The following is a 26,128-nucleotide window of genomic DNA, read 5'->3' on the forward strand; positions in this document are numbered from 1 at the left end:
CGGCCCCGCCGGCTACGCGCAGCCGGCGGTGTGGGATAATCACGGGTTCTGCCCAGGGCGCAGCTCAAGAGGTTGTTCGCACGGGCGCGCGAGGGGTCCCTATTCCCGTGGCCCCGCATCCTTTCTGCGATTTAGATTCCACGACCCCACAATGCCCGCATACCGTTCCAAGACTTCCACCGCCGGCCGCAACATGGCTGGGGCCCGCTCCCTGTGGCGCGCCACCGGCATGAAAGACGACGACTTCAACAAGCCGATCATCGCGGTGGTGAACTCGTTCACCCAGTTCGTGCCCGGCCACGTCCACCTGAAGGACCTGGGCCAGCTGGTCGCGCGCGAGATCGAGGCCGCCGGCGGCGTGGCCAAGGAATTCAACACGATTGCAGTCGATGACGGCATCGCCATGGGCCACGACGGCATGCTGTATTCACTGCCGAGCCGCGACATCATCGCCGACTCGGTCGAGTACATGGTCAACGCGCACTGCGCCGACGCCATGGTGTGCATCTCGAACTGCGACAAGATCACCCCGGGCATGCTGATGGCCGCGATGCGCCTGAACATCCCGGTGATCTTCGTGTCGGGCGGCCCCATGGAAGCGGGCAAGACGCGCCTGGCCAACCCTGTCACCAAGGCCGTCGAATTCAAGAAGCTCGACCTCGTCGACGCCATGGTGATCGCGGCCGATCCGGCCTATTCCGACGCCGACGTGGCCGAGGTGGAGCGTTCCGCCTGCCCGACCTGCGGTTCATGCTCGGGCATGTTCACCGCCAACTCGATGAACTGCCTGACCGAGGCGCTGGGCCTGTCCCTGCCCGGCAACGGCACGGTGGTCGCCACGCACGCGGACCGCGAGCAGCTGTTCAAGCGCGCCGGCAGCCGCATCGTCGAACTGGCCCGCCAGTACTACGAGCAGGAAGATGCGCGCATCCTGCCGCGCTCGGTCGGCTTCAAGGCCTTCGAGAACGCGATGACGCTCGATATCGCCATGGGCGGCTCGACCAACACCATCCTGCACCTGCTGGCGATCGCGCAGGAAGCCGGCATCGATTTCTCGATGGACGACATCGACCGCCTGTCGCGCGTCGTGCCGCAGCTGTGCAAGGTCGCACCGAACACCAACAAGTACCACATCGAGGACGTGCACCGCGCGGGCGGCATCATGGCCATCCTGGGCGAACTCGAGCGTGCCGGCAAGCTGCACACCGATGTGCCGACCGTGCATGCGCCGACGCTCGGCGATGCGCTGAACCAGTGGGACATCGTCCGCACGCAGGACGACGCTGTCCGGACGTTCTACATGGCTGGCCCGGCCGGCATCCCGACGCAGGTCGCGTTCAGCCAGAACACGCGCTGGCCGAGCCTGGACCTGGATCGCGCCGAGGGTTGCATCCGCTCGTACGAGCATGCGTTTTCGAAGGAAGGCGGTCTGGCCGTGCTGCGCGGCAATATCGCGGTGGACGGCTGCGTGGTGAAGACCGCCGGTGTGGACGAGAGCATCCTGGTGTTCGAAGGCAATGCCCACGTCACGGAATCGCAGGACGAGGCCGTCGAGAACGTCCTCAACGACAAGGTCAAGGCCGGCGACGTGGTGATCGTGCGCTACGAAGGCCCGAAGGGCGGCCCCGGCATGCAGGAAATGCTCTACCCGACCAGCTACATCAAGTCCAAGGGCCTGGGCAAGGCTTGCGCGCTGCTGACCGATGGCCGCTTCTCGGGTGGCACCTCGGGCCTGTCGATCGGTCACTGCTCGCCGGAAGCGGCAGCCGGCGGTGCGATCGGTCTGGTGCGTGACGGCGACAGGATCCGCATCGACATCCCGAACCGCACCATCGACGTGCTGCTCTCCGACGAAGAGCTCGCACGCCGCCGCGAAGAGCAGAACGCCAAGGGCTGGAAGCCCGCCAAGGCGCGTCCGCGCAAGGTGTCGGCAGCGCTCAAGGCCTATGCCAAGCTGGTTATGTCGGCGGACAAGGGCGCGGTGCGGGATCTGTCGTTGCTGGATGACTGATCCTGCCATGGGCTGATGCCCCGGCTGGAACGCGAGCCGCTCTTCGGAGCGGTTTTTTTATGGTTCTTCGCTAATTAGTCGGATGAGCGAACCCGGATTACTTGGTGGCTCCTGCTAACCGCACCAGCGGTAGGACGCCTACGGCTGCGCTGCGCGCACTAAGCAAAAACCGAGGGAAGAAAGAAACGGAAGCACCGGCGTCAGCGCCGGTGATGCCCCTAACTAACCGACTTGTGCGCCGCGCAGCAGCCGAAGGCGATGATGCGATAACGGTGGCAGTGTCGGGCCACGGACAGGTTCGGGGCTGGTTCAATCATTGTTGGAGAGCCTGCAAACGGATGCGCTCCACGCGGCAGGCAGCGGGGCACGCTCTGAAGCGGGTACCCGTACGAAATTCTTCGCACGCTACGATCAATATTCGTCCGCTAGGACAAGCAAACGCGTTTTTTGGTTACTTTTTGTCGCTCGGACAAAAAGTGACTCGCAGGCTACGCCTGCGAAACAGCCGCGCATGCCAAGCACAACACCCCCATCATTCACTGAAGAACCCAAAAAAAAAGGTTCTTCACCGATTTCCGGGGAAGGCCGCCCGGATCTTCAGGAAGAAGTAATGGTCATCACGGAAGCCATAGGCCATCCGTTTGATGACCTTGATCCGGTTATTGATGCCCTCCACCAGATTGGTTCCCAACGGCCAGCGGCTATGAGCCAGGATGCCTGGCAGGTAAGGCTTGAGGCGTTTGGCGAACAGGCAAAGAGGTGCGATGCCGCTGGCCATGGCGCGCTCGTACCACCCTTGCCAGAAGCGCCGGGCGTAGCCGGGATGCCGGTATGTCCAAAGTGTCTTGAGATCGTCCTTGAGCACGTAGACGGTCATCAGCGCTTGGTTGGCCGCCAGTATTTCATCAAGCCGGATCTGATCGGCCTCACGGGTAACGTTCTCGCGGTTGCGCAACAGCAACCAGCGAGAAGACTTCACCACCTTACGGGCCGCCTTGTCGCCGCGTAGCCGATTGGCCTCATCCACCCTAACGCGATCGATGACTTCACGGCCGTACTTGGCCACCACATGGAACAGGTCATAGACGACCTGTGCGTGCGGGCAATGCATCTGCACTTCAAGGTCGTAGGCGGTATTCATGTCCATCACTGCGGCGCGAATCTTGGCGCAGCCTTCGGGGCCAAGTAGCTCGAAGAAGGGTCGGATTTCCTCTCGCGAGCGTCCGCGCCCAACCCAGAGTACCCGCTTGCTCGACGGCTCAACGATGACCGTGGCATAGCGATGGCCCTTCTGGATAGCAAACTCGTCCATCGCGATCACGGTGACGCCTTTCAGGTCGACCGGCCCCAGTTCCCGTTCCAGATGACGCAGGTCGATGCGCTTGACCGTAGTCCAGGCCAATTGATAGAAGGCAGCGACATGGCGCAACGACATGACCTTGCACAGTCGCGCTACGCTGGCGGCTAGCCGCGTTGTCACCCGCGCATAGGGTGCGAGCCAGTCCAGGCGTTCCAGCTTCGGGCCACATTGCCGGCAAGCTAGACGAAGTCGCGGCACGACCAACTCCACCGGAGTCTCGAACATAGGCAGATCCCGCACGCGTCGCTCTACCCGATCGTGGATACTGCTAACGCCTCGACCACAGCCATCGCAGCACCGCCTCCGGCGCCCCTTAGGTTCCAGCCGGATGAGGCAAATACGTTGCCCATTACGGGTCTCTTCCCAGCTATCGCGCAGGCGATAGCCTTCCCAGCAGCCGAGCTGGGCCATACAATCGCGCAGGGCCAACCTCCACCTTCCTGATTCTTGTTGTGTCGCAACTCCAAGATAACAGTGGTGGGCGCGTTGGCCCTTTTTGTTTCTATACGGTCACGCAGATCGGCGAAGAACCAAAAAAAACGGAGCCGAAGCCCCGTCTAAACCCTCGCCGGTCCGGTACTGCCGGCCGCCAGACTGCGCGACCTCCGAACCGTCGATCACCGATGCTCAGTGTTCATGGGCCCGCTCGCCGGCGAGCCCTCATGCTGGATATCAATCAGTTGGTCGTCTTGGCACCGCCTTCAAACCACTGTCCCAACAGCGCCCGTTCGTCGTCCGTAATCTGCGTCACATTCCCTAGCGGCATGGCCTTCTGCTGGACGGCCTGCTGGTAGATCAGCTGTGCGTGCGCCTTGATTTCGTCGGCGGTGTCGAGCTTGATGCCCTTGGCCGCCGTAGGCATCATCTTCGGCGCTTCGGCGTGGCACTGCACGCAACGCGTATTGATAACTTCCTGGACCTTGGTGAAGCTCACCGCCGTCGCAGCCGCATCGGCACCACCGCTGGCCACCGCCGGACGCGGTTGCGGCGCAATCAGCACGGCCACCACGCCGAGCGCGGCAACGCCGGCCGCAGGCCACAGCACATTGATCTTGCCCTTGTGCTTCAGGATAAAGAACTGCCGGATCAGCACACCGGCCAGCATGATCAGGATCAGCACCAGCCAGTTGTTCTTGGCGGCATAGGTCATGCTGTAGTGGTTCGACAGCATGGCGAACAGCACCGGCAGCGTGAAGTAGGTGTTGTGCACGCTGCGCTGCTTGCCGCGCTTGCCGTGGATCGGGTCCACCGGCTGCCCGGCCTTCAGTGCCGCCACCACCTTGCGCTGCCCCGGGATGATCCACACCAGCACGTTCGCGCTCATGATCGTCGCGACCATCGCGCCGGTCAGCAGGAACGCCGCGCGGCCCGAGAAGATGTGGCAGGCGACGAAGGCCGCGGCCATGATGTAGACCGCCACCAGGATGCCGACGAGACGATCGTTCTTGCCGAACAGGCGGCAGATGCTGTCATAGACGATCCAGCCGATCAGCAGGTACGACACCGCAAAGCCGACCGCCGCGCCAGGCGACATGTCGAACACGTTCTTGTCGATCAGGAACGTGCTGGCGTTGAACAGGTACAGCACCACCAGCAGCGCGAAGCCGCTCATCCAGGTCGAATACGACTCCCAGTAGAACCAGTGCAGGTTCTCGGGCAGGGACTTCGGTGCGGTCAGGTATTTCTGCGGGTTGTAGAAACCGCCGCCGTGCACGGCCCACAACTCGCCATCCACGCCCTTGTCCTTCAGGTCGGTGGCGAGCGGCTTGGTGAGACTGTTGTCCAGCCAGACGAAATAGAACGAGGAACCGATCCATGCAATGGCGGTGATGACGTGCACCCACCGCAACAGCATATTGGCCCAGTCGAGGATATAGCCTTCCATGTCTTGTCTCCTGTTTCCCTAGACCACCGGTTCAGCTGCCGCGGTAGGTCGAGTACGACCACGGCGAAACCAGGAGCGGCACATGGTAGTGCGCGTTGGTATCGGCAATGCCGAACCGCAGTGGCACCACGTTCAGGAACGCAGGCTCGGGCAGCTTCACGCCTTGCGCACGGAAGTAATCGCCGGCGGCGAATTCCAGCTCGTACTCGCCGACGGCCAGATCGGCGCCTTCCAGCAGCGGCTGGTCGCAACGGCCGTCGTGGTTGGTCACCACGGTCTTCAGCGTTTCGCGGCGATTGTCGACAATTTTATGGAGAGTAATCGACATGCCCTGCCCCGGGGTGCCGGCGGCGGTGTCGAGAACGTGGGTGGTCAAGCGTCCCATCGTATTGGTCCTTGTGCGATTGGGTTGTGAGGGGCGCCGCTGCCTTCACTAGCACCATATGTAGGGTATGGTGCCCGCTCGGTACGTCATGTAACGCATCCCGGCGCTGGGTGGTGCGTGGCGACAATGCGCCTGCCCCTACCCGGTTGACAACTGGGGACTAACCCTTAGTTGTCGAAAACCTGATTCGGTTTTGTTGACAATATTGAAGGCTTAACCAAATAATTGTCAACAATTTTCGGATCGCCGCTTGCTGACAGCCGGGATTTCCGGCACCGCAGACGGTGGTCCCGCAGGGGGCCGCAGCCCGCTGTTTCCGTCCTACCGCTTGGTGCCAAGATGTCCAAGAGCCTGAAGCTGATTGCCGGTGTCGCCGACGCCGCCCTGACCGAACAGAAATCCGAGAAGCCCGCACGCAAGGGTTCGGTCGAGGAGCGCATGTACCACGAGATCTATGACGCCATCATGGAGCACCGGCTGCCGCCGCGCACCAAGCTGACCGAGCATTCGCTTTGCGAGATCTATGCCACGGCGCGGCACACCGTCCGCAAGGTGCTGTCGCACCTGGCGACCGACGGCATGGTCGACCTGGAACCCAACCGCGGCGCCTTTATCGCCAGCCCGTCCACCGACGAGGCGCACGACATGTTCGAGCTGCGCCAGATGATGGAACGCGCCGTGCTCGAAAAGCTCGCCGCCATGCCTGATGTGAAGACCGTGATCGCGCCGCTGCGCAAGATGGTGGCCAGCGAGCGCCAGGCTTTCCTCACGCATGACCGCCCCACCTGGATCCGCCTGTCGGCCGAGTTCCACACCGCGCTGGCCGAGCTGTCCGGCAACGCGTTGCTGGTCAACATGATGCGCCGGCTGGTGTCGCGCACCACGCTGATGATCGCCAGCGTCGAAGCGCCCGGCAACAACGCGTGCTCGTTCGACGAGCACGAGGAAATCCTCGACGCACTGGAACAGGGCGATGCCGCGCTGGCCCAGTCGCGCATGGCGCACCACCTCGGCGCCTGCGCCGACCGCGTACAGCCCGACGATCCGGGCGCCTTCGATCTTCGCAGCGTGCTGGGCCGCTCCACCTAGCACGGTGTTCCCGCCGGCATCACGCCGAACGAGGCCTGGCTGCGCCATCCATGACAGCGTCCTGAAGGACGCGGCGGAAGCGCTGTTCCATAAAGGAGGCCTTGGACGCCGGTGTTCCCATCAAACCCAAGGAGAGGAGACGCATCAATGACTTCCGCAAGCACCACGGTCCCCACGGACCTGACCAACGAGCGTCTGCCCTCCGGGCGCCTGCTCGCGCTCGGGCTGCAGCATGTGCTGGTGATGTATGCCGGCACCGTCGCCGTTCCCCTGATCGTCGGGGGCGCCCTGAAGCTGCCCAAGGACCAGCTCGCTTTCCTGATCAATGCCGACCTGTTCGCCGCGGGCCTGGCCACGTTGATCCAGGCGTTCGGCTTCTGGAAGTTCGGCATCCGCCTGCCCGTGATGATGGGCGTGACCTTCGCCTCGGTGGCACCGATGATCGCCATCGGCACCGATCCCAACATCGGCCTGCTCGGCATCTACGGCGCGGTGATTGCCTCGGGGGTGTTCGGCATCCTGATTGCGCCCATGATGGGCCGCATGCTCGGCCTGTTCCCGCCTGTGGTGACCGGCACGGTGATCACGCTAATCGGCGTGTCGCTGATGCGCGTGGGCATCAACTGGGCAGCCGGCGGCCAGCCCACCACGCGCGCCGTAATCGACGGCGTGGTCAAGGAAGTCCCCAATCTCGCCTACGGTGACCTGACCAGCCTCGGCATCGCCGGGCTCACGCTCGCAATCATCCTGCTGCTGACCAAGTTCGGCCGCGGCCTGGTGGCCAACTGCGCGGTGCTGCTCGGCATCATCGCCGGCACGTTCGTGGCCATGGCCATGGGCAAGGTGTCGTTCGAAGGCCTGAACGAAGCGAGCTTCGTCGCTGTCATCACGCCGCTGCACTTCGGCATCCCGACCTTTGAAATCAGCGCGATCCTGTCGATGTGCATCGTCATGCTGATCACGCTGGTGGAATCGACCGGCATGTTCCTGGCGCTGTCGGACATCACCGGCAAGAAGCTCAGCAACGAAGACCTGACCCGCGGCCTGCGCGCCGATGGGCTGGGCACGGTGATTGGCGGCCTGTTCAACACCTTCCCGTACACCTCGTTCTCGCAGAACGTCGGCCTGGTGACCGTCACCGGCGTGCGCTCGCGCTACGTGGCGGCGGCCGGCGGCATCATCCTGATCGCATTCGGCCTGTTCCCGAAGATGGCCCACGTGGTGGCATCGGTGCCGCAGTTCGTGCTCGGCGGCGCCGGCATCGTGATGTTCGGCATGGTGGCCGCGACCGGCATCCGCATCCTGGGCAGCTGCGATTTCAACCGCAACCGCCACAACCTGTTCATCGTCGCCATCGCGATCGGCTTCGGCATGATCCCGACCCTGGCGCCGACGTTCTTCCAGTACCTGCCGAAGTGGACGGTGCCGTTCACCCACAGCGGGATCGTGCTCGGCACCATCGTGGCCGTTGCGCTGAACCTCTTCTACAACGGCATCCAGTCGCGCGAAGAAGCCATGCGCAACGCCGCCGCGAACTCGCACGGCACGGAGTAATTGCAGCAACCGGGACCGCGGTCCCAGGCCGCCCCTCCGCAAGGAAGGCCGGCCGGTTCCCTGAAGCAGAAACAAACCATGACCAAGCAGAACTATCCTCGCGATCTCATCGGCTACGGCGCCCGGCCGCCGCACGCCCGCTGGCCCGGCGGCGCGCGCGTCGCCCTGCAGTTCGTCCTCAACTATGAAGAGGGCGGCGAGAACTGCGTCCTGCACGGCGATGCCGCGTCGGAGCAGTTCCTCTCCGAAATCGTCGGCGCCGCGGCCTACTCCGACCGCCATATGAGCATGGAGGGCATCTACGAATACGGCTCGCGCGCGGGTGCCTGGCGCATCCTGCGCGAGTTCGAGCGCCGCGGCCTGCCGCTGACCATCTTCGGCGTGTCGATGGCGCTGCAGCGCCACCCGGAACTCACGCGCGCGTTTGTCGAACTGGGCCACGAGATCGCCTGCCACGGCTGGCGCTGGATCCACTACCAGAACATCGACGAAGCCACCGAGCGCGAGCACATGCGCATCGGCATGGAGATCATCAGGGAACTGACAGGCTCGATGCCGCTTGGCTGGTACACCGGCCGCGACAGCCCCAACACGCGCCGCCTGGTGGTGGAGCACGGCGGCCTGCTTTACGACTCGGACTACTACGGCGACGACCTGCCGTTCTGGACCGAAGTGGAAGTCACCGGCGGCGAGACCAAGCCGCACCTGGTGGTGCCGTACACGCTCGACTCCAACGACATGCGCTTCGCCACGCCGCAAGGCTTCAATACGGGCGAACAGTTCTTCCAGTACCTGAAGGATTCGTTCGACGTGCTGTACGACGAAGGCGACCCCAGCGGGCTGGACCAGCCGAAGATGCTGTCGATCGGCATGCATTGCCGCCTGCTCGGCCGGCCGGGCCGCTTCCGCGCGCTGCAGCGCTTCCTCGACTATGTGCAGGGCCACGACAAGGTGTGGATCTGCCGGCGTGTCGATATCGCCCGCCACTGGGTCGAGACCCACCCCTACACTCCCCACAACAAAGCATGAGCCAGACATACTCCATCGCCCAACTCAACGCCATGCCCACCGCCGAATTCGTGTCGGTGCTGGGCGGCCTGTATGAACACTCACCGTGGTTCGCCGAGACCGCCGCGGCGCAGCGCCCGTTCGCGAACGTGGCGGAGCTGGCCGGCGCACTGCGCAAGGCAGTCGACGAGGCCGGCACTGATGCGCAGGTCAAGCTGGTGCGCGCCCACCCGGAACTCGCCGGCAAAGCCGCGGTGCGCGGCGAGCTGACGGCCGAGTCCACGCGCGAGCAGAGCGGCGCGGGCCTGAACCTGTGCACGCCCGAAGAATTCGAGCGCCTGCAGTCGCTCAACGCCAACTACAACCAGAAGTTCGGCTTCCCGTTCATCCTGGCCGTGCGCGGCTATGACCGCGCCGGCATCATCAACGAGTTTGCCCGCCGCATCGACAACACGCCCGACGTGGAGTTGCAAACTTGCATCAACCAGATCCATCGCATTGCGCAGTTCCGCCTTGACGACTTAGTATCCGGCTGAGCAAAAAAAGCAACACCTGTATAACAAAAACGCTGTACCCGATGCCGCCGGCACCCCGGCCCGCAATCTCGATGAATGCGGGCCCGTCAACCGAGCCCAGACCAGGCGGCACGAACAGAAGCGTAAAGACCAGAACAAGAACCCGACAGGGACCCAGTACACAACGTTCCAAGCAGGATAAAACCACGGAGGTCTTAAACATGCAGAAGCAGTACAAGCCGGCAATGAAGCTGGCGGCGGTAGCAGCTACCCTTCTTTCCGGCACGGCCATGGCCCAGTCCAGCGTGACGCTGTACGGCCAGGCCGACATGTTTGTCGGCGGCGTCAAGAGCCCGGGCGTCGGCGAGCGCGCCTGGGTCGCCAACTCGGGCGGTATGCAGACGTCCTACTGGGGCATCAAGGGCACGGAAGACCTGGGCGGCGGCACCAAGGCCGTGTTCGACCTGAACGGCTTCTTCCGCACCGACAGCGGCAGCATGGGCCGCTTCAACGGCGACTCGATGTTCAGCCGCAATGCCTATGTCGGCCTGCAGAACGACAAGGCCGGCGCCGTCAAGCTGGGCCGCAACACCACGCCCTACTTCATCTCGACCATCCTGTTCAACCCGCTGGTCGACTCGTACGTGTTCTCGCCGGCAATCTTCCATACCTACTTCGGCGCTGCCAGCGGCGGTGTGGTCGACCCGGGCATCATCGGCGATTCGGGCTGGAACAACTCGATTCTGTACTCCACGCCGAACTTCGGTGGCCTGACCGCGAACTTCATCTACGCCATGGGCGAGCAGCCGGGCGCGGGCGGCAAGAACAAGTGGGGCGGCAACCTGATGTACTTCAATGGCCCGTTCGCTGCCACCGTTGCCTACCAGCAAGTCCGCTTCGACAACGTGGCGACTGACCTGGCCAACGCCGGCCTGTCGCGCCAGGACGCAGCCCAGCTGGGCCTGTCGTATGACTTCAAGGTGGTCAAGCTGTTTGCCCAGGGCCAGTACATCAAGACCCGCGCCACCACGGCGCCGTCCGGCGACATCAAGCACGTCAACGGCCAGTTCGGCGCATCGGTGCCCATCGGCGCCGGCAGCCTGCTGGCTTCGTACGCCTACGACAAGACCGATAACTCGATCGGCGATTTCAAGCGCAATACCTTTGCGGTCGCCTACGATTACAACCTGTCCAAGCGCACTGACGTGTACGCGGCCTATTACTACGACAAGATCACCGGCATCGAGCACGGCGATACGTTCGGCGTGGGTGTGCGTCACAAGTTCTGACGCCCACGCAGTCTGAAAGCAGCACCGAGCCCGCCACTTGGCGGGCTTTTTTGTTGCCGCGCTGGCATCACATCCGGCATTCGTCCAGCGCCGTCATGCTGCAGCGCCGCATTATCTGCCACGCACTCGCGGATCGGCAGCCACCGCTTCATAGGCCGATTCAATTGGAAGCAGCGGGGCACGGTGCATAGATTGGTTGTCCGGACTACGAAAACCACAGCGAGACAGGTGACTCATGCGGCGATATGCGAAGACCCGTTCCGAACTGATGACCATCCTGAACCAGTGCCTGGATAACAACCCCGAATGCGGTGAATGTGAGCTTCACGCGGTGCGAATGCACCAGCCGGACCATACCGGCTGCAACTGGAGCGCGGAAGTGAATTTCCCGCAGGAGTATGTCGAGAACCTGGATAACCAGCTTGCTGCCGCCAGGTCGATCATCGTGGTCATGCGCGAGCAGTACAACGTACTGCAATAACGACCGGTGCGGCGCGCTTTTGGCGCGCCACAGCAAAAAAGTAAGGCCGGGTCATTGACCCGGCCTTTTTCATGCCTGAATGGCTGTGTGACGACAGCGCTTAGCGCACGGCGTTGGCGTTAGCCTCGGCGACCGCGACGGCGGTCATGTTGACGATGCGGCGCGTGGTTGCCTGCGGGTTCAGGATGTGCACGGGCTTGGCCGCGCCCAGCAGGATCGGACCCACCGTCACGCCCTGCCCGCCCGTCATCTTGAGCAGGTTGAACGCGATGTTGGCGGCGTCCAGCGTCGGCATCACCAGCAGGTTGGCGCTGCCGGCCAGCTTGGTCGACGGCAGGAAGTGGCGGCGCACGTCCTCGTCCAGCGCGGCGTCGCCCTGCATCTCGCCCTCGACTTCCAGTTCCGGCGCCACGCGCGCCAGGATCTCGGCCGCTTCGCGCATCTTGCGCGCGGACGGACGCGTCGACGAACCGAACATCGAGTGCGACATCAGTGCGACCTTCGGATGCAGGCCGAAGCGGCGGATTTCTTCCGCTGCCAGTTGCGTGATCGCAGCCAGCTGTTCGGCGGTCGGGTCGTCGTTGACGAAGGCGTCGGTGATGAACAGCGTGTGCTTCTCGAGCATCAGCGCGTTCAGCGCGGCAAACACCTTGGCGCCAGGCGCCAGGCCAATCACGTCGTTGACGTGTTCCAGGTGCGCCTCGAAACGGCCCACGGTACCGCACAGCAGCGCATCGGCATCGCCCATGTGCATCAGCATCGTGCCGATCAGCGTGTTCGAGCGGCGCAGCGCCACCTTGGCCATGTCGGGCGTGACGCCGTCGCGTCCGCGCAGCGCGTGGTAGGCCTCGTGGTAGGCGCGGTAGCGCGGATCGTCTTCCGGGTTGATCAGCTCGAAATCGACACCGGCGCGCAGGCGCAGGCCGGCCTTCTCGATACGCATCTGGATCACGTGCGGGCGGCCGATCAGGATCGGGCGAGCCAGCCCTTCGTCAACTACGCCCTGCACGGCGCGCAGCACGCGCTCTTCCTCGCCCTCGGCATAGGCGACGCGCTTGGGCGATGCCTTGGCGGCCGAGAACACCGGCTTCATGATCATGCCGGTGTGGTAGACGTAGGTCGACAGCTGCTGGCGATAGGCATCCAGGTCCTGGATCGGGCGCGTGGCCACGCCGGACTCTTCCGCGGCCTTGGCCACGGCCGGCGCAATCTTCTCGATCAGGCGCTGGTCGAACGGCGTCGGGATGATGTAGTCGGGGCCGAACTTCAGTTCACGGCCACCGTAGGCCGCGGCGACCGCATCGTTCAGTTCCGCTTCGGCCAGCTCGGCGATGGCCTTCACGCAGGCCAGCTTCATCGCTTCCGTGATCTTGGTCGCGCCGCAATCGAGCGCGCCGCGGAAGATGTACGGGAAGCACAGCACGTTGTTGACCTGGTTCGGGTAGTCCGAACGGCCCGTGGCGATGATGCAGTCCGGGCGCGCGGCCTTGGCCACTTCCGGGCGGATTTCCGGCTCGGGATTGGCCAGCGCCAGGATGATCGGCTGGTCGGCCATGGTCTTCACCATCTCGCCGGTCAGCACGCCGGCAGTGGAGCAGCCCAGGAACACGTCCGCGCCCTTGACGATATCGGCCAGCGTGCGGGCCGAGGTGTCTTGCGCGTAGCGGGCCTTGTTGGCTTCCATGTTGGCATCGCGGCCGACATAGATCACGCCCTTCGAGTCCACCACCGAAATGTTCTCGCGCTTCACGCCCAGGCTCACCATGGTGTCCAGGCAGGCGATGGCCGCCGCGCCGGCGCCCGACACGGCCAGCTTCACCTTGGCGACGTCCTTGCCGACCACCTTCAGGCCATTGAGCAGCGCCGCGGTCGAGATGATGGCGGTGCCGTGCTGGTCATCATGGAAGACGGGGATATTCATGCGCTCGCGCAGCTTCTGCTCGATGTAGAAGCATTCCGGCGCCTTGATGTCTTCGAGGTTCACGCCGCCCAGCGTGGGTTCCAGCGCGGCGACGATCTCGACGATCTTGTCCGGGTCGCGCGCGTCGAGTTCGATGTCGAACACGTCGATGCCGGCGAACTTCTTGAACAGGCAGCCCTTGCCTTCCATGACCGGCTTGCCGGCCAGCGGGCCGATGTCGCCCAGGCCCAGCACGGCCGTACCGTTGGTGACCACGGCCACCAGATTGGCGCGCGAGGTGTATTCGGCAGCAGTCGACGGATCCTTGGCAATTTCCTCGCAGGCGTAGGCCACGCCCGGCGAGTACGCCAGCGACAGGTCGCGCTGGTTGGACAGCGCCTTGGTGGCGGTTACCTGGATCTTGCCCTTGGTCGGGCTGCGGTGGTATTCCAGCGCAGCCAGGCGCAATTGCGCTTCAGGACTGTTCGGGGCATGTTGCGGTGCATCACCGCTGGTCTTGCTGCTCATTGGCTCGTCCGGAAAATGGCCTTCTGCCGGCGCCCGTGCGCATTCCACCCTATAGGCAGCAGGCACGATGGCCGGCAGCGAGGGGCAGCATCCTGACGGGCTTCGGTTGTGTGGGCCGGAAAAATCGAGCGCTTATTCTAGCCCACGGTAGCAGCCGTTAACCCACCTCTTTCAAGGAGGGAAATGGGTTTTCGGCCGAATATCGCAGCAAAACAGCTTTTACCCAGCCGTATGCAATGGCACGCCAATGTATATGGTTCGCCGGCATTACTTAGGGGCCGTTTTTGCGTCGGCAGGCGCCGGCTGGGCCGGCCTCTCATCGACCGGCAAGGTTACGCGCCGGGGCCGGCCGCTCTCGGCAGGAAACTCGGTAAAGGCGCTGCGGATCAGGTACGGCATCATCGCCGCCGGGTTGCCGTTCTCGGTCTGGTTCTGGGCGCTTACCTGATAGACCCGCTGCCCGGTCGCCGCATCCTTGAAATAGACGCGCAGGCTGGCGAAGGTCACCGGTACGTCGCGGACGACGGTCTGGGGCGGCGGCCAGTAGCCGGGCCAGCCCCACGGACCCCACGGCCGGTAGGCCCCATACGGCCCCCAGTACGGCCCCCACGGGCCATACCAAGGGTCCGGGTAGACCGTTTCCGCCACGCGCACCATGCCTGGCGCCGCGTTGTATTCCATGCTGACCCGGTAGCGCGCCTGCTTCGGGGGCACCTGCTCGAAGCCGACCCCCGCCAGCGCGCTGGCCAGCCACTGCTCATAGGTTTGGCGCTCCAGCTGCGCCGCCTGCTCGGCAGTGTGTTCGAAGCTGTAGGTGCGCGGCGCATCGTTCTGCCAGCCCGGCTGCCGGAACGCCGTGACATCGGTCACGACCGTGCTCGCACACCCGGTCATCAGCATGGCGCCGGCCAGCGCCAGCCACACGGCAAGCCTGCGCCACATCCCACTCTCGTCAATACAGTGGCCGCCCCTTCCACCCATTTCACGGCCCGCCCATTGCCACATATCGAAGCCTCTCTGGTTATTGATCTGACGTGTCTCTGAGACCACGTCGCCGCGCCGGAATTCCCGTCAGGCAATGCGGTCTACCCCTTGGCTACAATGGTTACTTCAGAGCCGTGCTTCGCCCCGCAGGCCGGCACGCCCCGCTTTCACGGTCTTCCGAAGACAGGATTCCCCATGCTGCGCACCGATACGCCCGTTACCGTCTATCGCAAGGACTATACGCCGCCGGCCTTCACCATCGACCACGTCGAACTGGTGCTGGACCTCGACCCGCAACGCACCGTCGTGACCAGCACGCTGCGCTTCGCGCGCCATGCAGGCGCGGCCGCCGACGCGCCATTGGTGCTGGCCGGCGAGGATCTGGAACTGATCGGCGTGAGCGTGGATGGCAGACCCGTGGCCAACGCGACCCAGCAGGCGGGCACGCTGACGCTGCCGGGCCTGCCCGCGCACGGCACGCTCGAAATCACCGCGGCCTGCCAGCCGGCGGCCAATACCTCGCTGTCGGGTCTCTACGTCTCGAACGGCAACTTCTTCACGCAATGCGAGGCCGAGGGCTTCCGCCGCATCACGTATTTCCTGGACCGGCCCGACGTGATGGCCACCTACCGCGTGACCCTGCGCGCCGACCGCGCGGCCTGCCCGGTGCTGCTGTCCAACGGCAATCTCGTCAGCGAACGCGAACTGCCCGGTGGCCGCCACGAAGCCGTGTGGGAAGACCCGTTCCGCAAGCCGTCGTACCTGTTCGCGCTGGTGGCGGGCAAGCTCGAATGCATCGAGGAAACCATCCAGTCAGCCTCCGGCAAGGACAAGCTGCTCCAGGTCTGGGTCGAGGCGCGCGATCTCGACAAGACCCGCCATGCGATGGATTCGCTGATCCATGCGATCCGCTGGGACGAGCGCCGCTTCGGGCTGGAACTGGACCTGGACCGCTTCATGATCGTCGCCGTCGGCGACTTCAACATGGGGGCGATGGAGAACAAGGGCCTGAACATCTTCAACACGAAGTACGTGCTGGCCAACGCGCAGACCGCCACCGATGTCGACTTCGCCAATATCGAAGCCGTGGTCGGCCACGAGTACTTCCACAACTGGACCGGCAACCGCGTGACCTGCCGCGACTGGTTCCAGCTCTCGCTCAAGGAAGGCCTGACGGTGTTCCGCGACCAGGAATTCTCGGCCGACATGATGGGCTCGGAATCGGGCCGCGCGGTCAAGCGCATCGAAGACGTGCGCGTGCTGCGCCAGGTGCAGTTTCCCGAGGATGCCGGCCCCATGGCGCACCCGGTGCGCCCGGACAGCTACGAGGAAATCAACAACTTCTACACAGTCACGGTGTACGAGAAAGGCGCCGAGGTCGTGCGCATGTACCAGACCCTGCTGGGCCGCGACGGCTTCCGCAAGGGCATGGACCTGTATTTCCAGCGCCACGACGGCCAGGCCGTCGCCTGCGACGATTTCCGCGCCGCGATGGCCGATGCCAATGGCCGCGACCTGACGCAGTTCGGCCTCTGGTACAGCCAGGCGGGCACGCCGGTGGTCACGGCGCGCACCGCCTGGAACGCCGCCGACGGCAGCCTGACGCTGACCTTGTCGCAGCGCTGCCCGAAGGTCGGCATCGAAACGCGCGCCGGCTCGCCCGAGAAGCAGCCTTTCCATATCCCGTTCGCGATCGGCCTGCTCGGCGCCGATGGCCACGACCTGCCGCTGCAGCTCGAAGGCGAGGCCGCGGCCGGCGGCACCACGCGCGTACTGGATTTCACGCAGGCCGAGCAGACTTTCCGCTTCATCAACCTGCCGCGCGATGCCGCGGCACCGCTGCCGTCGCTGCTGCGCAACTTCTCGGCCCCGGTGATCGTCGATGCCGAGTACTCCGACGCCCAGCTCACGTTCCTGCTGGCCCACGACAGCGATGCGTTCAACCGCTGGGAAGCCGGCCAGCGCCTGGCCACGCGTGCGCTGCTGCAGCTCGTGACCGACGTGCAGGCCGGCCGCGACCTGAAGCTCGACCCCGCGCTGGTCAGTGCCATGCGCACCGTGCTCAATGACGACCGCCTGAGCCCCGCGTTCCGCGAGCAGGCCTTGGTGCTGCCGGCCGAGGCTTACCTGGCCGAGCGCATGGGCGTGGCCGATCCGGCCGCGATCCACATGGCGCGCCAGTTCATGCGCGCGGGCCTGGCCCATGCGCTGCAGGCCGACTGGCTGGCGGCCTACGAATCCAACGCCACGCCGGGTCCCTACAGCCCGGACGCCGAATCGGCCTCGCGCCGCGCGCTGCGCAACCTGGCGCTGGGCTACCTGGTCGAGAGCGGCAGCGACGCCATGCTGCAGCTTGCCGGCGAGCAGTACCTGAAAGCCGACAACATGACCGACCGCTTTGCCGCCCTGTCGGCGCTGGTCAACAGCTTCGCCCCGGGCCGCGAGGCCGCGCTGGCCGATTTCTACGAGCGCTTCGAGGACGATGCGCTGGTCATCGACAAGTGGTTCTCGCTGCAGGGCATGCAGCGCGGCGAGGTCGGCCCGCACGCCGGCAAGCGCACCATCGACACGGTGCGCGCGCTGATGGAGCACCCCGCGTTCAACCTGCGCAATCCGAACCGCGCCCGCTCGCTGATCTTCAGCTTCTGCTCGGGCAACCCGGCGCAGTTCCACGCGGCGGACGGCTCCGGCTACCGCTTCTGGGCCGACCAGGTGCTGGCGCTCGACACGATCAACCCGCAAGTCGCGGCGCGCCTGGCGCGCGTCTTGGACCGCTGGCAGAAGTATGAGCCTGCCTTGCGCGAACGCATGCGCGCCGAGCTCGAACGCGTCTCGGCATCGGCCTCGCTGTCGCGCGACGTGCGCGAAATCGTCGGCAAGTCGCTGGCCGCGTGACGCCCGGGGGCCAGCGCCGGCGCGGCGCTGGCCCTCGCGGCACATGTAGAATTGCGGCCATCCAAGGAGAACCATCATGACTCGCATCAGCCTGACCCGCTACCTGGTCGAAGAGCAGCGCAAGCACAACACGATCCAGCCCGAACTGCGGCTGCTGATCGAAGTGGTGGCACGCGCCTGCAAGGCCATTTCCAACGCCGTCAACAAGGGCGCGCTGGCCGGCGTGCTCGGCTCGGCCGGCACCGGCAACGTGCAGGGCGAAACCCAGCAGAAGCTGGACGTGATCGCCAACGAAGTGCTGCTCGACGCCAACGAATGGGGCGGCCATCTCGCCGCCATGGCCTCGGAAGAAATGGAATCGTTCTACGAGATTCCCAACCGCTATCCGAAGGGCGAATACCTGCTGATGTTCGACCCGCTCGACGGTTCGTCCAACATCGACGTCAATGTGTCGATCGGCACCATTTTCTCGGTGCTGCACATGCCCAAGCCGGGCCAGACCGTGACCGAGGCCGACTTCCTGCAGCCTGGCACGCACCAGGTCGCCGCCGGCTACGCCGTGTACGGCCCGCAGACCACGCTGGTGCTGACCGTCGGCAACGGCGTGCACGTGTTCACGCTGGACCGCGAAGCCGGCAGCTTTATCCTGACGCAGTCCGATGTGCAGATTCCGGAAGACACCAAGGAATTCGCCATCAACATGTCCAATATGCGCCACTGGGCCCCGCCGGTGCGCAAGTACATCGACGAATGCCTGGCCGGCGACGAAGGCCCGCGCGGCAAGAACTTCAACATGCGCTGGATCGCCTCGATGGTCGCGGACGTGCACCGCATCCTCACGCGCGGCGGCGTCTTCATGTACCCGTGGGACAAGCGCGAGCCGCAGAAAGCCGGCAAGCTGCGCCTGATGTATGAAGCCAACCCGATGGCGATGCTGGTCGAGCAGGCCGGCGGCGCCGCCACCAATGGCGACATCCGCATCCTGGACGTGCAGCCGGAAAAACTGCACCAGCGCGTGTCGGTAATCCTGGGGTCGAAGAACGAAGTGGAGCGCGTCACGCGCTATCACCACGAAGCCGCGGCGGCCCAGCAGCAAGGCTGACGCTGGGGCGTCTACCCTTCCCTGACAGGGCGCCTTCGGGTGCCCTGTTTGCTTTCCGGCGCCGCCCCACCCCGTCACAAAAAATATTTGCAGTGCGGTAAGAGCGCTGCTATTATTGCGGGCTGTTCCAGTTCAACGGAACGTGTTGCCGAAGTAGCTCAGTCGGTAGAGCAGCTCATTCGTAATGAGAAGGTCGGGGGTTCGATTCCTCTCTTCGGCACCATTCAAAACAAGCACTTAGCCCAGCCACACCGGTTGGGCTTTGTTGTTTCTGGGCATTGTGCAGGGGGCTTTCATCCGTTCCACAGGCGCCCTCCTCGCGCGATCCTTACCCTCAACGCTCTCGGACAAATCAGGTCCCCCGGCGCTCCGGGCGTGCAGCCAGCCTTGGCGGGGTTGCCTTCTGGGTAGAATGCGAGCGGCCGCATCATATTGAGCACCGTTTTTGGAGTACCCCCATGGAAATCAAGGTCAACTTTCTCGACAAGCTTCGTCTTGAAGCCAAGTTCGATGACTTCACGGTAATCGCCGACCAGCCCATCCGCTATAAGGGCGATGGCTCGGCACCTGGTCCGTTCGATTATTTCCTGGCTTCGTCGGCCTTGTGCGCGGCTTATTTTGTCAAGCTGTATTGCGCAACCCGCAACATCCCGACCGATAATATCCGCCTGTCGCAAAATAATATTGTTGATCCGGAAAATCGTTACCAGCAGATTTTCAAGATCCAGGTCGAATTGCCTGCGGATATTTCCGAGAAAGACCGCCAGGGTATTTTGCGCTCCATCGATCGGTGTACGGTGAAGAAGGTGGTGCAAACTGGACCCGAGTTCGTGATTGAAGAGGTCGAGAACCTGGATGCTGATGCCCAGTCGCTGCTGACGCTGAAGCCGGCTGCTGACACCAGCACCTATATTGCGGGCAAGGATCTGCCACTGGAGCAAACCATCGCCAATATGTCGGGCATTTTGGCGGGCCTGGGCATGAAGATTGAAATCGCTTCGTGGCGCAATATCGTTCCCAATGTGTGGTCGCTGCATATCCGCGATGCGCACTCACCGATGTGTTTTACCAATGGCAAGGGCGCAACCAAGGAAAGCGCGTTGGCATCGGCGTTGGGGGAGTTTATCGAGCGCCTGAATTGCAATCATTTCTATGGTGGCACGTATTGGGGCGAAGACATCGCCAATGCGGCGTTTGTGCATTATCCGGACGAGCGCTGGTTCAAGCCCGGACGTAAAGATGCATTACCGGCCGAAATTCTCGATGAATATTGCCGGTCCATCTACAACCCCGATGGCGAGTTGCGTGGATCGCATCTGTACGACACCAATTCGGGCAATACCCAGCGCGGCATTTGTTCACTGCCGTTTGTGAGGCAGTCTGATGGCGAAGTAGTGTATTTTCCGTCCAACCTGGTCGAGAACCTGTACGTCAGCAATGGCATGAGCGCTGGCAATACACTGGCCGAAGCGCAAGTGCAATGCCTGTCCGAGATTTTCGAGCGCGCGATAAAGCGCGAAATCCTGGAAGGCGAAATGGCATTGCCGGATGTGCCGCCAGAAGTGCTGGCGAAATACCCTGGCATTCTGGCCGGCATCCAGGCGTTGGAAGAGCAAGGCTTTCCGGTACTGGTGAAGGATGCGTCGCTGGGTGGCGTCTATCCGGTGATGTGCGTCACCTTGATGAACCCGCGAACCGGCGGTGTCTTTGCATCGTTCGGCGCGCACCCGAGCTTCGAAGTGGCGCTGGAACGGAGTCTGACGGAATTGCTGCAGGGGCGCAGTTTTGAAGGCTTGAACGATTTGCCTCAGCCCAGCTTTGTCAGCAACGCCGTGACCGAGCCAAATAACTTCGTCGAACACTTCATCGATTCCAGCGGCGTGGTGTCGTGGCGCTTCTTCAGCGCCAGAGCGAATTTCGATTTCGTCGAGTGGGATTTCTCCGGCCAGGGCGAGAACTCCAACGCCGAGGAAGCCGCGACCTTGCTCGGCATTCTCGGAGACATGGGCAAAGAGGTGTACATGGCCGTGTATGACCAGCTGGGCGCCGTGGCTTGCCGGATTCTGGTGCCGGGCTATTCGGAGATCTATCCCGTCGATGACCTCGTCTGGGATAACACCAACAAGGCGCTGTTGTTCCGCGCAGATATCCTGAACCTGCATCGACTGGACGACGCAAGCCTGGAAGCGCTGCTCGAGCGCCTCGATAACAATGAGCTCGATGAATACTCCGACATCGCCACGTTGATCGGCATCGAATTTGACGAGAACACGGACTGGGGCCAGCTAACAGTGATCGAGCTGAAGCTGCTCATTCATCTCGCCCTGCAGCAACTCGAAGAAGCGCACGAGCTGGTGGGCGCCTTCCTGCAGTACAACGACAACTCGGTCGAGCGCGGATTGTTTTACCAGGCCTTGAATGTCGTGCTGGAGGTGCTTCTCGACGACGACCTGGAACTGGACGACTACGTGGTCAATTTCCGCCGGATGTATGGCAACGCGCGGATGGACGCGGCCCTGGGCTCAGTGGACGGCAGCGTGCGCTTCTTTGGCCTGACACCCACCAGCATGAAACTGGAGGGCCTCGACCGGCACCAGCGCGTGATCGACAGCTACAACAAATTGCATACGGCGCGGGCAAAGGCAGCGGCTTCAGCCAGGGGTTGAAGCGTCATGGCGGGGGCGTTCGCCCCCCTGCTTTATCCGTACGCATCCGGCATCTAGCTGGCCAGCACATTCACCGCATCCTCCAGCGCCTGCGCCTGCTGCTTCAGCCCCATCGCCGCCGCAGCCGATTCCTCGACCAGTGCCGCGTTCATCTGCGTGATCTGCGTCATCTGCTCTACCGCAGCGCTGGTCTGCTCGATCTCCACGCTCTGCCCGCGACTGGCATTGGCAATGGCCGAAATCGTCCGCGTCAGCGCCGACACCGATTGCTCGACGCGGTCCATCTCGCCGCCGGCGCTGATGGCCGCCTCGCTGCTCGCCTGCACAACTTCGAGCGAGTTTTCGATCAGTGCCTTGATCTGCTTCGCGGCCGCTTCGGCGCGCTGGGCCAGGGACCGCACCTCTCCCGCCACCACGGCAAAGCCACGGCCATGCTGGCCCGCGCGCGCGGCCTCGACCGCGGCGTTCAGGGCGAGCAGGTTGGTCTGGATGGCGATGTCATCGATCACCGACGTGATCTCGGCGATCTTGCGCGATTGCGTCGTCAGCCGCTCCATCAGCGACGCCGAGCGGCGCACGCCGCCCGCTGCCGCGGAGGCCGCCTCGGCCGTGCGGCGCCCTTCCTGATGGGCCTGTTCGGCGTCGCTGGCGTTCTGCCGCGCGGTCTCGGTTATCTGCGCCAGCGTGGCCGTGGTTTCCTCGATGGCGCTGGCCTGTTGCTCGGTGCGCTCCGACAGGTCGGCGTTGCCGCTGGCCAGGCCGGCCGAGGACTGCCACACGCTCTCGATCGAGTTGCGCGTATCGAGCAGCACGCCCACCAGCCGCGCATTCATCTGGTTCAGGAAACGGCCGAGCAAGCGCGTCTGCGCGTCGCCGCATTCGGGAAAGCGATGCCGCAACTGGCCGGACAGCACCGCCAGCGCGCTGCGGTTCAGGCGCATCACGGGCCGCAGGATATTGAGCGCCAGGTAGCAGCCCGCGGCCCCGCACATGGCCACCGCCGCGCCCGCCAGCGCCCAGATGATGGCCGGGGGTGCCGCCCACACCGTCGCGCTCGCCGCCGCCAGTGCGATCAGCACGACCTGCACGGACTGGACGACAAGCAGCCGCGCCACCACCGGCAGCCGCAACAGGCGCTGCACCACACCGGCCGCGCCCTTGCGGCATGCCTCGCCACCGCAGAGTCGCCAGCGTGACCGGTCCTCGCGCTTGAGGTCGGCATAGAGCCTCATTGCCGCGGCGATTTGCGCCGCCGTCGGCGCGGTCCGCACCGACAGGTAGCCCGCAAGTTCGCCGTCTCCGAACACCGGCGTGACGTTGGCGAGCACCCAGTAGAAGCCGCCGTCCTTGCGCCGGTTCTTGACCACGCCCGTCCAGGGCGTACCGGCACGGATCGTCGCCCACATGTCGGCGAAGGCGGCGGCCGGCATGTCGGGGTGGCGAATGAGGTTCTGCGGCTGGCCCAGGACCTCGTCACGCCCATAGCCGCTGCTGCGAAAGAACGCCTGGTTGGCGTATTCGATATTGCCCTGCGCATCGGTCCTCGTGATGATGACTTCGTCCGATGGCAATTGGTATTCGTGATCGGTGACCGGTAGATTCAATCTCATGATGCTGGTTGTCTGTGTCGTTGCAACCTTGCCCTCGGCTTCGCGCGCGAAGCCGATCCATCCCGCCTACCCCGGTGGCGGGGCCGCGAGGAGTATTCACGATCGGCCGTGACAGGACGATGCGACGCATGCCCAACATCGCTCCGGCTTGACGGCGCGCAAGCGCGGGCCACGCCTACCCCTTCCGGCGGATTGCAATCGCGCAGCCAATAGCCGGCCTGGAGCGCCGGCACGCAGCAAAGAAGAAGGCCCCGGAAGCGCGGTGCTTCCGGGGCCTTTTGCTGTCTGCGCCAACCAACACCGGCGCCGCGATACGGCCTTACTTCAGCGACTGCGCATACGCCTCGAGCTGCGTGATGCAAGTCCCCCAGCCTTCGAAGAATCCCATTTCCTCGTGCTGGTCGCGCGTCGCCTTGTCCTTGTGCAGGACGGTGGCCACGTAGCGCGTGCCGTCGCCCTCGTCGTCCATGGTGATATAGGCGGTCATCGGCAGCCACGGGTTGTTGGCCGGGCGCCATTGCGCGACCAGCCCGGTGGTCCAGACGATGCGCGAGCGCGACACCACTTCGAGGAAAACCCCCGGGTTGTCGCTGGTTTCGCCGCCAGGGCCGCGCATCAGCGTGTGGAAGGCGCCCCCGGGCACGAAATCGAAAGCGAGGACTTCGGTGGTCCACGGCTTCGGGCACCACCATTCCTTCAGGTGGTTCGGGTCGGTCCAGGCTTTCCAGACGAGAGCGCGCGGCGCCTTCAGCACGCGGGAAATCTCGAGGTCGAGGTCCTGCTGACTGCTCATCGTGATTCTCCTTGGCATGCACGAGCGGCGTGCAGTAACAGAAAGGCCAGCGCGCGCGCTGGCCTTCGGGAATTCAGTGCCACGTGAGTCGGTTCCGTGTAACGCTTCCACAGATTGCTGATCCGCTTCTGCATTCACTGCCCAACACTAGCCATCGCCTATCCTGCGGCACCCCAGGACACCACTGCAGCTTAGTACAAATTCCGCCGGACGCCAGCCGCAGGCCGCAGCCATGCCGGTCAGGTCACAGCAATGCGGTCATCGACCAGGCGGATCTGTGCGCCAGGCTTGTCTTCCATCACCTTGAGCACGCGGTTGCCCACCTGCAGCGTCACGCCGCCGTGAATGCGGCGGGCGGCGTCGATCACCGCCCCCGCCGCGGGTTGCATCTGCTCGCCCAGCCTGGCGATCTTCTCCTCGAGCTCGAACAGGTCGCGCGACGATTTGAACAGCGTGGCCCGCGCCTTTTCGCGCAGGTCTCCCACCGCGCGTTCGGGGTTCTTGGCAAAGAAGGCCACGAGTTGCTTGACCTTGTTCTGCTCCTCGAGCAGACGCCGGCGCTCAGCCTCGAGCGCCGCACGCTGGGCATCCGCGTACGGGTTCACGCCGACCTGCACGATCGTGGCGGTGCCCGCGGGCGCGCCGAACACCGCCGCACGCACCGCCAGCAGCGCACGGCTGCGGCCGCCGCTGATGCTGCCCGTGCCGCTGGTCCCACCCACGACGATGCGCTCGCCCGCAGCCACATCGCTCTGGCGAATGCCGCTTTCGACGTTGACCTCCGTACCCGCCTCCACCACCGCGTTTTCGATGAAACGCGCCTGCACCGCACCCTGGCAGCGCACGCTGGCGCGGCTGATGGTCCCGCCCGGGTCCGCATGCCCGTGTCCCGCCTCGGCCTTGCCGATGATGCCGCCCTTGACCAGAATGCTGCCGCCCGCCTCGATCGTCGCAGCTTCGATGACACCGTCCACGACCACGTCGCCGGTAACCTTCACCGACATGCCGGTGCGGATGTCGCCCGACACCCGCAGCGTGCCATCGAACGCCACATTGCCCGAGTGCAGGTCGACCGATTCCACCTGCACCACCGGACTGACCGCGATGCCGTGCATGCCCACCACCGGCGAGCCAGCGAGGACGGCGATCAGCAGGTCGGGATCGTTGGGATCGGCCGCGGCACCGGACAGTCCGTCGGCAAACGGCGTGTCTTCGACGGGGTCGGCGGCCAGTGCCTTGCCAAAGACATCGACGCCGTCGCTGCCGGGCTCGGCCGGAACGCGGCGCATCAGCGGCGTGCCGGGGCTGACCAACATCAGGTTGCCGAGTTCGCGCAAGTCCATGGGGGCGTCGTCGTCGGCCTGCGCGGGCTTGCGCGGTTGCAGCAAGTTGACGAAGCGCGCCGGCTGGCCTTGCCGCGGAGCGATGCCCGCCGCGATCTCGCGCAGTTCGCAGGCACCCTCCGCGAGGGTGGCTTCCAGTACCAGCGACTGGACCTGGGCCGTCACGCCCCGTTCGGCGACGGCACGCCGGATTTCCACCCCGGTCACGGCGCGGCCGCCTTCGGGACGCATCAGCGTCAGGCGCACGGACAGGCGATCGTCGCTGATGTCGAGTTCGAACGCGCCGTCGATCAGCGCGCCGACCGTGGCATCGATCTCGCGATCGGCTTGCTGGCACTGGCCGAGGAATTTCGCAATCGCGCGCGGGTCCAGCCGCGCCTGCTCCCAGCCATGGCTGGCCAGGCATTCCCGGAACGCGGTGTGGTCCGGAGGCAACCGGCCCGTCTCGGGCACGTAGCGTGCGCGCACCTGCTCGCCCGGCTCACTGAGCTCCAGGCGCAAACCCGACTCGTGACTCATGAGTCCCCCAAATTCGCTTTGTACAGCGGCGCCCTCGCACTGCACCTGTTCAAGGCACAGTCAGCGCATGCCGGTGCGCTTGAGCGCACGTCCGCTTGTTATCAATCGAATACCTACGGCATCTGGAGACCAAACTTGAGGCAGGGCAAACCCGGGCCTGCGCAGACGGGCGCAGCGTTTTCGGTAAACTGTCGGCTTCCGAGGCGCCCGC

The 26,128-nt window shown here is 64.4% G+C and carries 18 protein-coding genes and 1 tRNA gene; 11 read left to right on the forward strand and 8 right to left on the reverse strand.

The genetic code is table 11. The features are described from left to right. Positions 1-151 precede the first annotated feature (151 nt). Positions 152-2,011 carry a dihydroxy-acid dehydratase gene (gene ilvD / locus ACIGJB_RS11090; RefSeq protein ID WP_483729870.1) on the forward strand — a complete coding sequence of 620 codons (1,860 nt, stop codon included), beginning with the start codon at positions 152-154 and terminating at the stop codon, positions 2,009-2,011. A 565-nt stretch (positions 2,012-2,576) separates the two neighbouring features. Here the strand turns inward: ilvD and ACIGJB_RS11095 are convergent. The 3 genes from ACIGJB_RS11095 to uraH all read right to left on the reverse strand — a co-directional run bounded on the left by ACIGJB_RS11095 (position 2,577) and on the right by uraH (position 5,641). Further along, the gene (locus tag ACIGJB_RS11095; RefSeq protein ID WP_483729871.1) at positions 2,577-3,782 is read right to left on the reverse strand and encodes an ISL3 family transposase; all 1,206 of its coding nucleotides are present in this window, start codon (positions 3,780-3,782) and stop codon (positions 2,577-2,579) included. A gap of 265 nt (positions 3,783-4,047) precedes the next feature. After that, on the reverse strand, positions 4,048-5,256 hold the full coding sequence (locus tag ACIGJB_RS11100; protein WP_483729872.1) for a urate hydroxylase PuuD: 1,209 nt from the start codon (positions 5,254-5,256) through the stop codon (positions 4,048-4,050). Positions 5,257-5,287: 31 nt separating this feature from the next. Beyond that, positions 5,288-5,641 carry a hydroxyisourate hydrolase gene (uraH, locus tag ACIGJB_RS11105; protein WP_483710880.1) on the reverse strand — a complete coding sequence of 118 codons (354 nt, stop codon included), beginning with the start codon at positions 5,639-5,641 and terminating at the stop codon, positions 5,288-5,290. Positions 5,642-5,980: 339 nt separating this feature from the next. Here uraH and ACIGJB_RS11110 point away from each other — a divergent pair, with 339 nt between their 5' ends. From ACIGJB_RS11110 to ACIGJB_RS11135, 6 genes are all read left to right on the forward strand, one after another. Beyond that, a complete protein-coding gene (locus tag ACIGJB_RS11110) occupies positions 5,981-6,730 on the forward strand; it encodes a GntR family transcriptional regulator (protein ID WP_483729873.1) in 750 nt (249 codons plus the stop codon). A 147-nt stretch (positions 6,731-6,877) separates the two neighbouring features. After that, positions 6,878-8,284: a nucleobase:cation symporter-2 family protein gene (locus ACIGJB_RS11115; protein ID WP_483729874.1), complete on the forward strand. Its 1,407-nt coding sequence runs from the start codon at positions 6,878-6,880 to the stop codon at positions 8,282-8,284. A 78-nt stretch (positions 8,285-8,362) separates the two neighbouring features. Further along, positions 8,363-9,313 carry an allantoinase PuuE gene (gene puuE, locus ACIGJB_RS11120; RefSeq protein ID WP_483729875.1) on the forward strand — a complete coding sequence of 317 codons (951 nt, stop codon included), beginning with the start codon at positions 8,363-8,365 and terminating at the stop codon, positions 9,311-9,313. Beyond that, positions 9,310-9,828, forward strand: coding sequence for a 2-oxo-4-hydroxy-4-carboxy-5-ureidoimidazoline decarboxylase (gene uraD, locus ACIGJB_RS11125; protein ID WP_483729876.1), 519 nt, complete (start codon positions 9,310-9,312; stop codon positions 9,826-9,828). Before puuE ends, uraD begins: the two co-directional genes overlap by 4 nt. Before the next feature lie 200 nt (positions 9,829-10,028). Next, positions 10,029-11,096 (forward strand): porin, encoded by a 1,068-nt coding sequence (locus ACIGJB_RS11130; protein ID WP_483710875.1) that lies wholly within the window; start codon positions 10,029-10,031, stop codon positions 11,094-11,096. A 235-nt stretch (positions 11,097-11,331) separates the two neighbouring features. Beyond that, complete coding sequence (locus tag ACIGJB_RS11135) at positions 11,332-11,577, forward strand: hypothetical protein (RefSeq protein ID WP_483710874.1); 246 nt, start codon at positions 11,332-11,334, stop codon at positions 11,575-11,577. A gap of 100 nt (positions 11,578-11,677) precedes the next feature. Here the strand turns inward: ACIGJB_RS11135 and ACIGJB_RS11140 are convergent, their stop codons facing one another. Both ACIGJB_RS11140 and ACIGJB_RS11145 read right to left on the reverse strand, forming a co-directional pair. Next, positions 11,678-14,005 (reverse strand): NADP-dependent malic enzyme, encoded by a 2,328-nt coding sequence (locus tag ACIGJB_RS11140; protein ID WP_483729877.1) that lies wholly within the window; start codon positions 14,003-14,005, stop codon positions 11,678-11,680. 267 nt (positions 14,006-14,272) lie between these two features. Then, positions 14,273-14,947 carry a DUF4136 domain-containing protein gene (locus ACIGJB_RS11145; RefSeq protein ID WP_483729878.1) on the reverse strand — a complete coding sequence of 225 codons (675 nt, stop codon included), beginning with the start codon at positions 14,945-14,947 and terminating at the stop codon, positions 14,273-14,275. Positions 14,948-15,184: 237 nt separating this feature from the next. On the opposite strand from ACIGJB_RS11145, the gene pepN reads away from it, so the two are divergent. From pepN to ACIGJB_RS11165, 4 genes are all read left to right on the forward strand, one after another. Further along, the gene (pepN, locus tag ACIGJB_RS11150) at positions 15,185-17,884 is read left to right on the forward strand and encodes an aminopeptidase N (protein ID WP_483729879.1); all 2,700 of its coding nucleotides are present in this window, start codon (positions 15,185-15,187) and stop codon (positions 17,882-17,884) included. A 76-nt stretch (positions 17,885-17,960) separates the two neighbouring features. Continuing rightward, on the forward strand, positions 17,961-18,986 hold the full coding sequence (locus tag ACIGJB_RS11155) for a class 1 fructose-bisphosphatase (RefSeq protein ID WP_483729880.1): 1,026 nt from the start codon (positions 17,961-17,963) through the stop codon (positions 18,984-18,986). A gap of 147 nt (positions 18,987-19,133) precedes the next feature. Continuing rightward, a tRNA-Thr gene (locus ACIGJB_RS11160) sits at positions 19,134-19,209 on the forward strand. A gap of 235 nt (positions 19,210-19,444) precedes the next feature. Continuing rightward, positions 19,445-21,652, forward strand: coding sequence for an OsmC domain/YcaO domain-containing protein (locus ACIGJB_RS11165; RefSeq protein ID WP_483729881.1), 2,208 nt, complete (start codon positions 19,445-19,447; stop codon positions 21,650-21,652). Between the two features lie 53 nt (positions 21,653-21,705). Here the strand turns inward: ACIGJB_RS11165 and ACIGJB_RS11170 are convergent, their stop codons facing one another. The 3 genes from ACIGJB_RS11170 to ACIGJB_RS11180 form a co-directional block, all read right to left on the reverse strand. Then, positions 21,706-23,262 carry a methyl-accepting chemotaxis protein gene (locus tag ACIGJB_RS11170; RefSeq protein WP_483729882.1) on the reverse strand — a complete coding sequence of 519 codons (1,557 nt, stop codon included), beginning with the start codon at positions 23,260-23,262 and terminating at the stop codon, positions 21,706-21,708. 319 nt (positions 23,263-23,581) lie between these two features. Beyond that, a complete protein-coding gene (locus ACIGJB_RS11175) occupies positions 23,582-24,055 on the reverse strand; it encodes an SRPBCC family protein (protein ID WP_483729883.1) in 474 nt (157 codons plus the stop codon). A gap of 239 nt (positions 24,056-24,294) precedes the next feature. Then, positions 24,295-25,917: a DUF342 domain-containing protein gene (locus ACIGJB_RS11180; protein WP_483729884.1), complete on the reverse strand. Its 1,623-nt coding sequence runs from the start codon at positions 25,915-25,917 to the stop codon at positions 24,295-24,297. Positions 25,918-26,128 lie beyond the last annotated feature (211 nt).

It is taken from the genome of Cupriavidus sp. C2SS-8b (assembly GCF_057073745.1).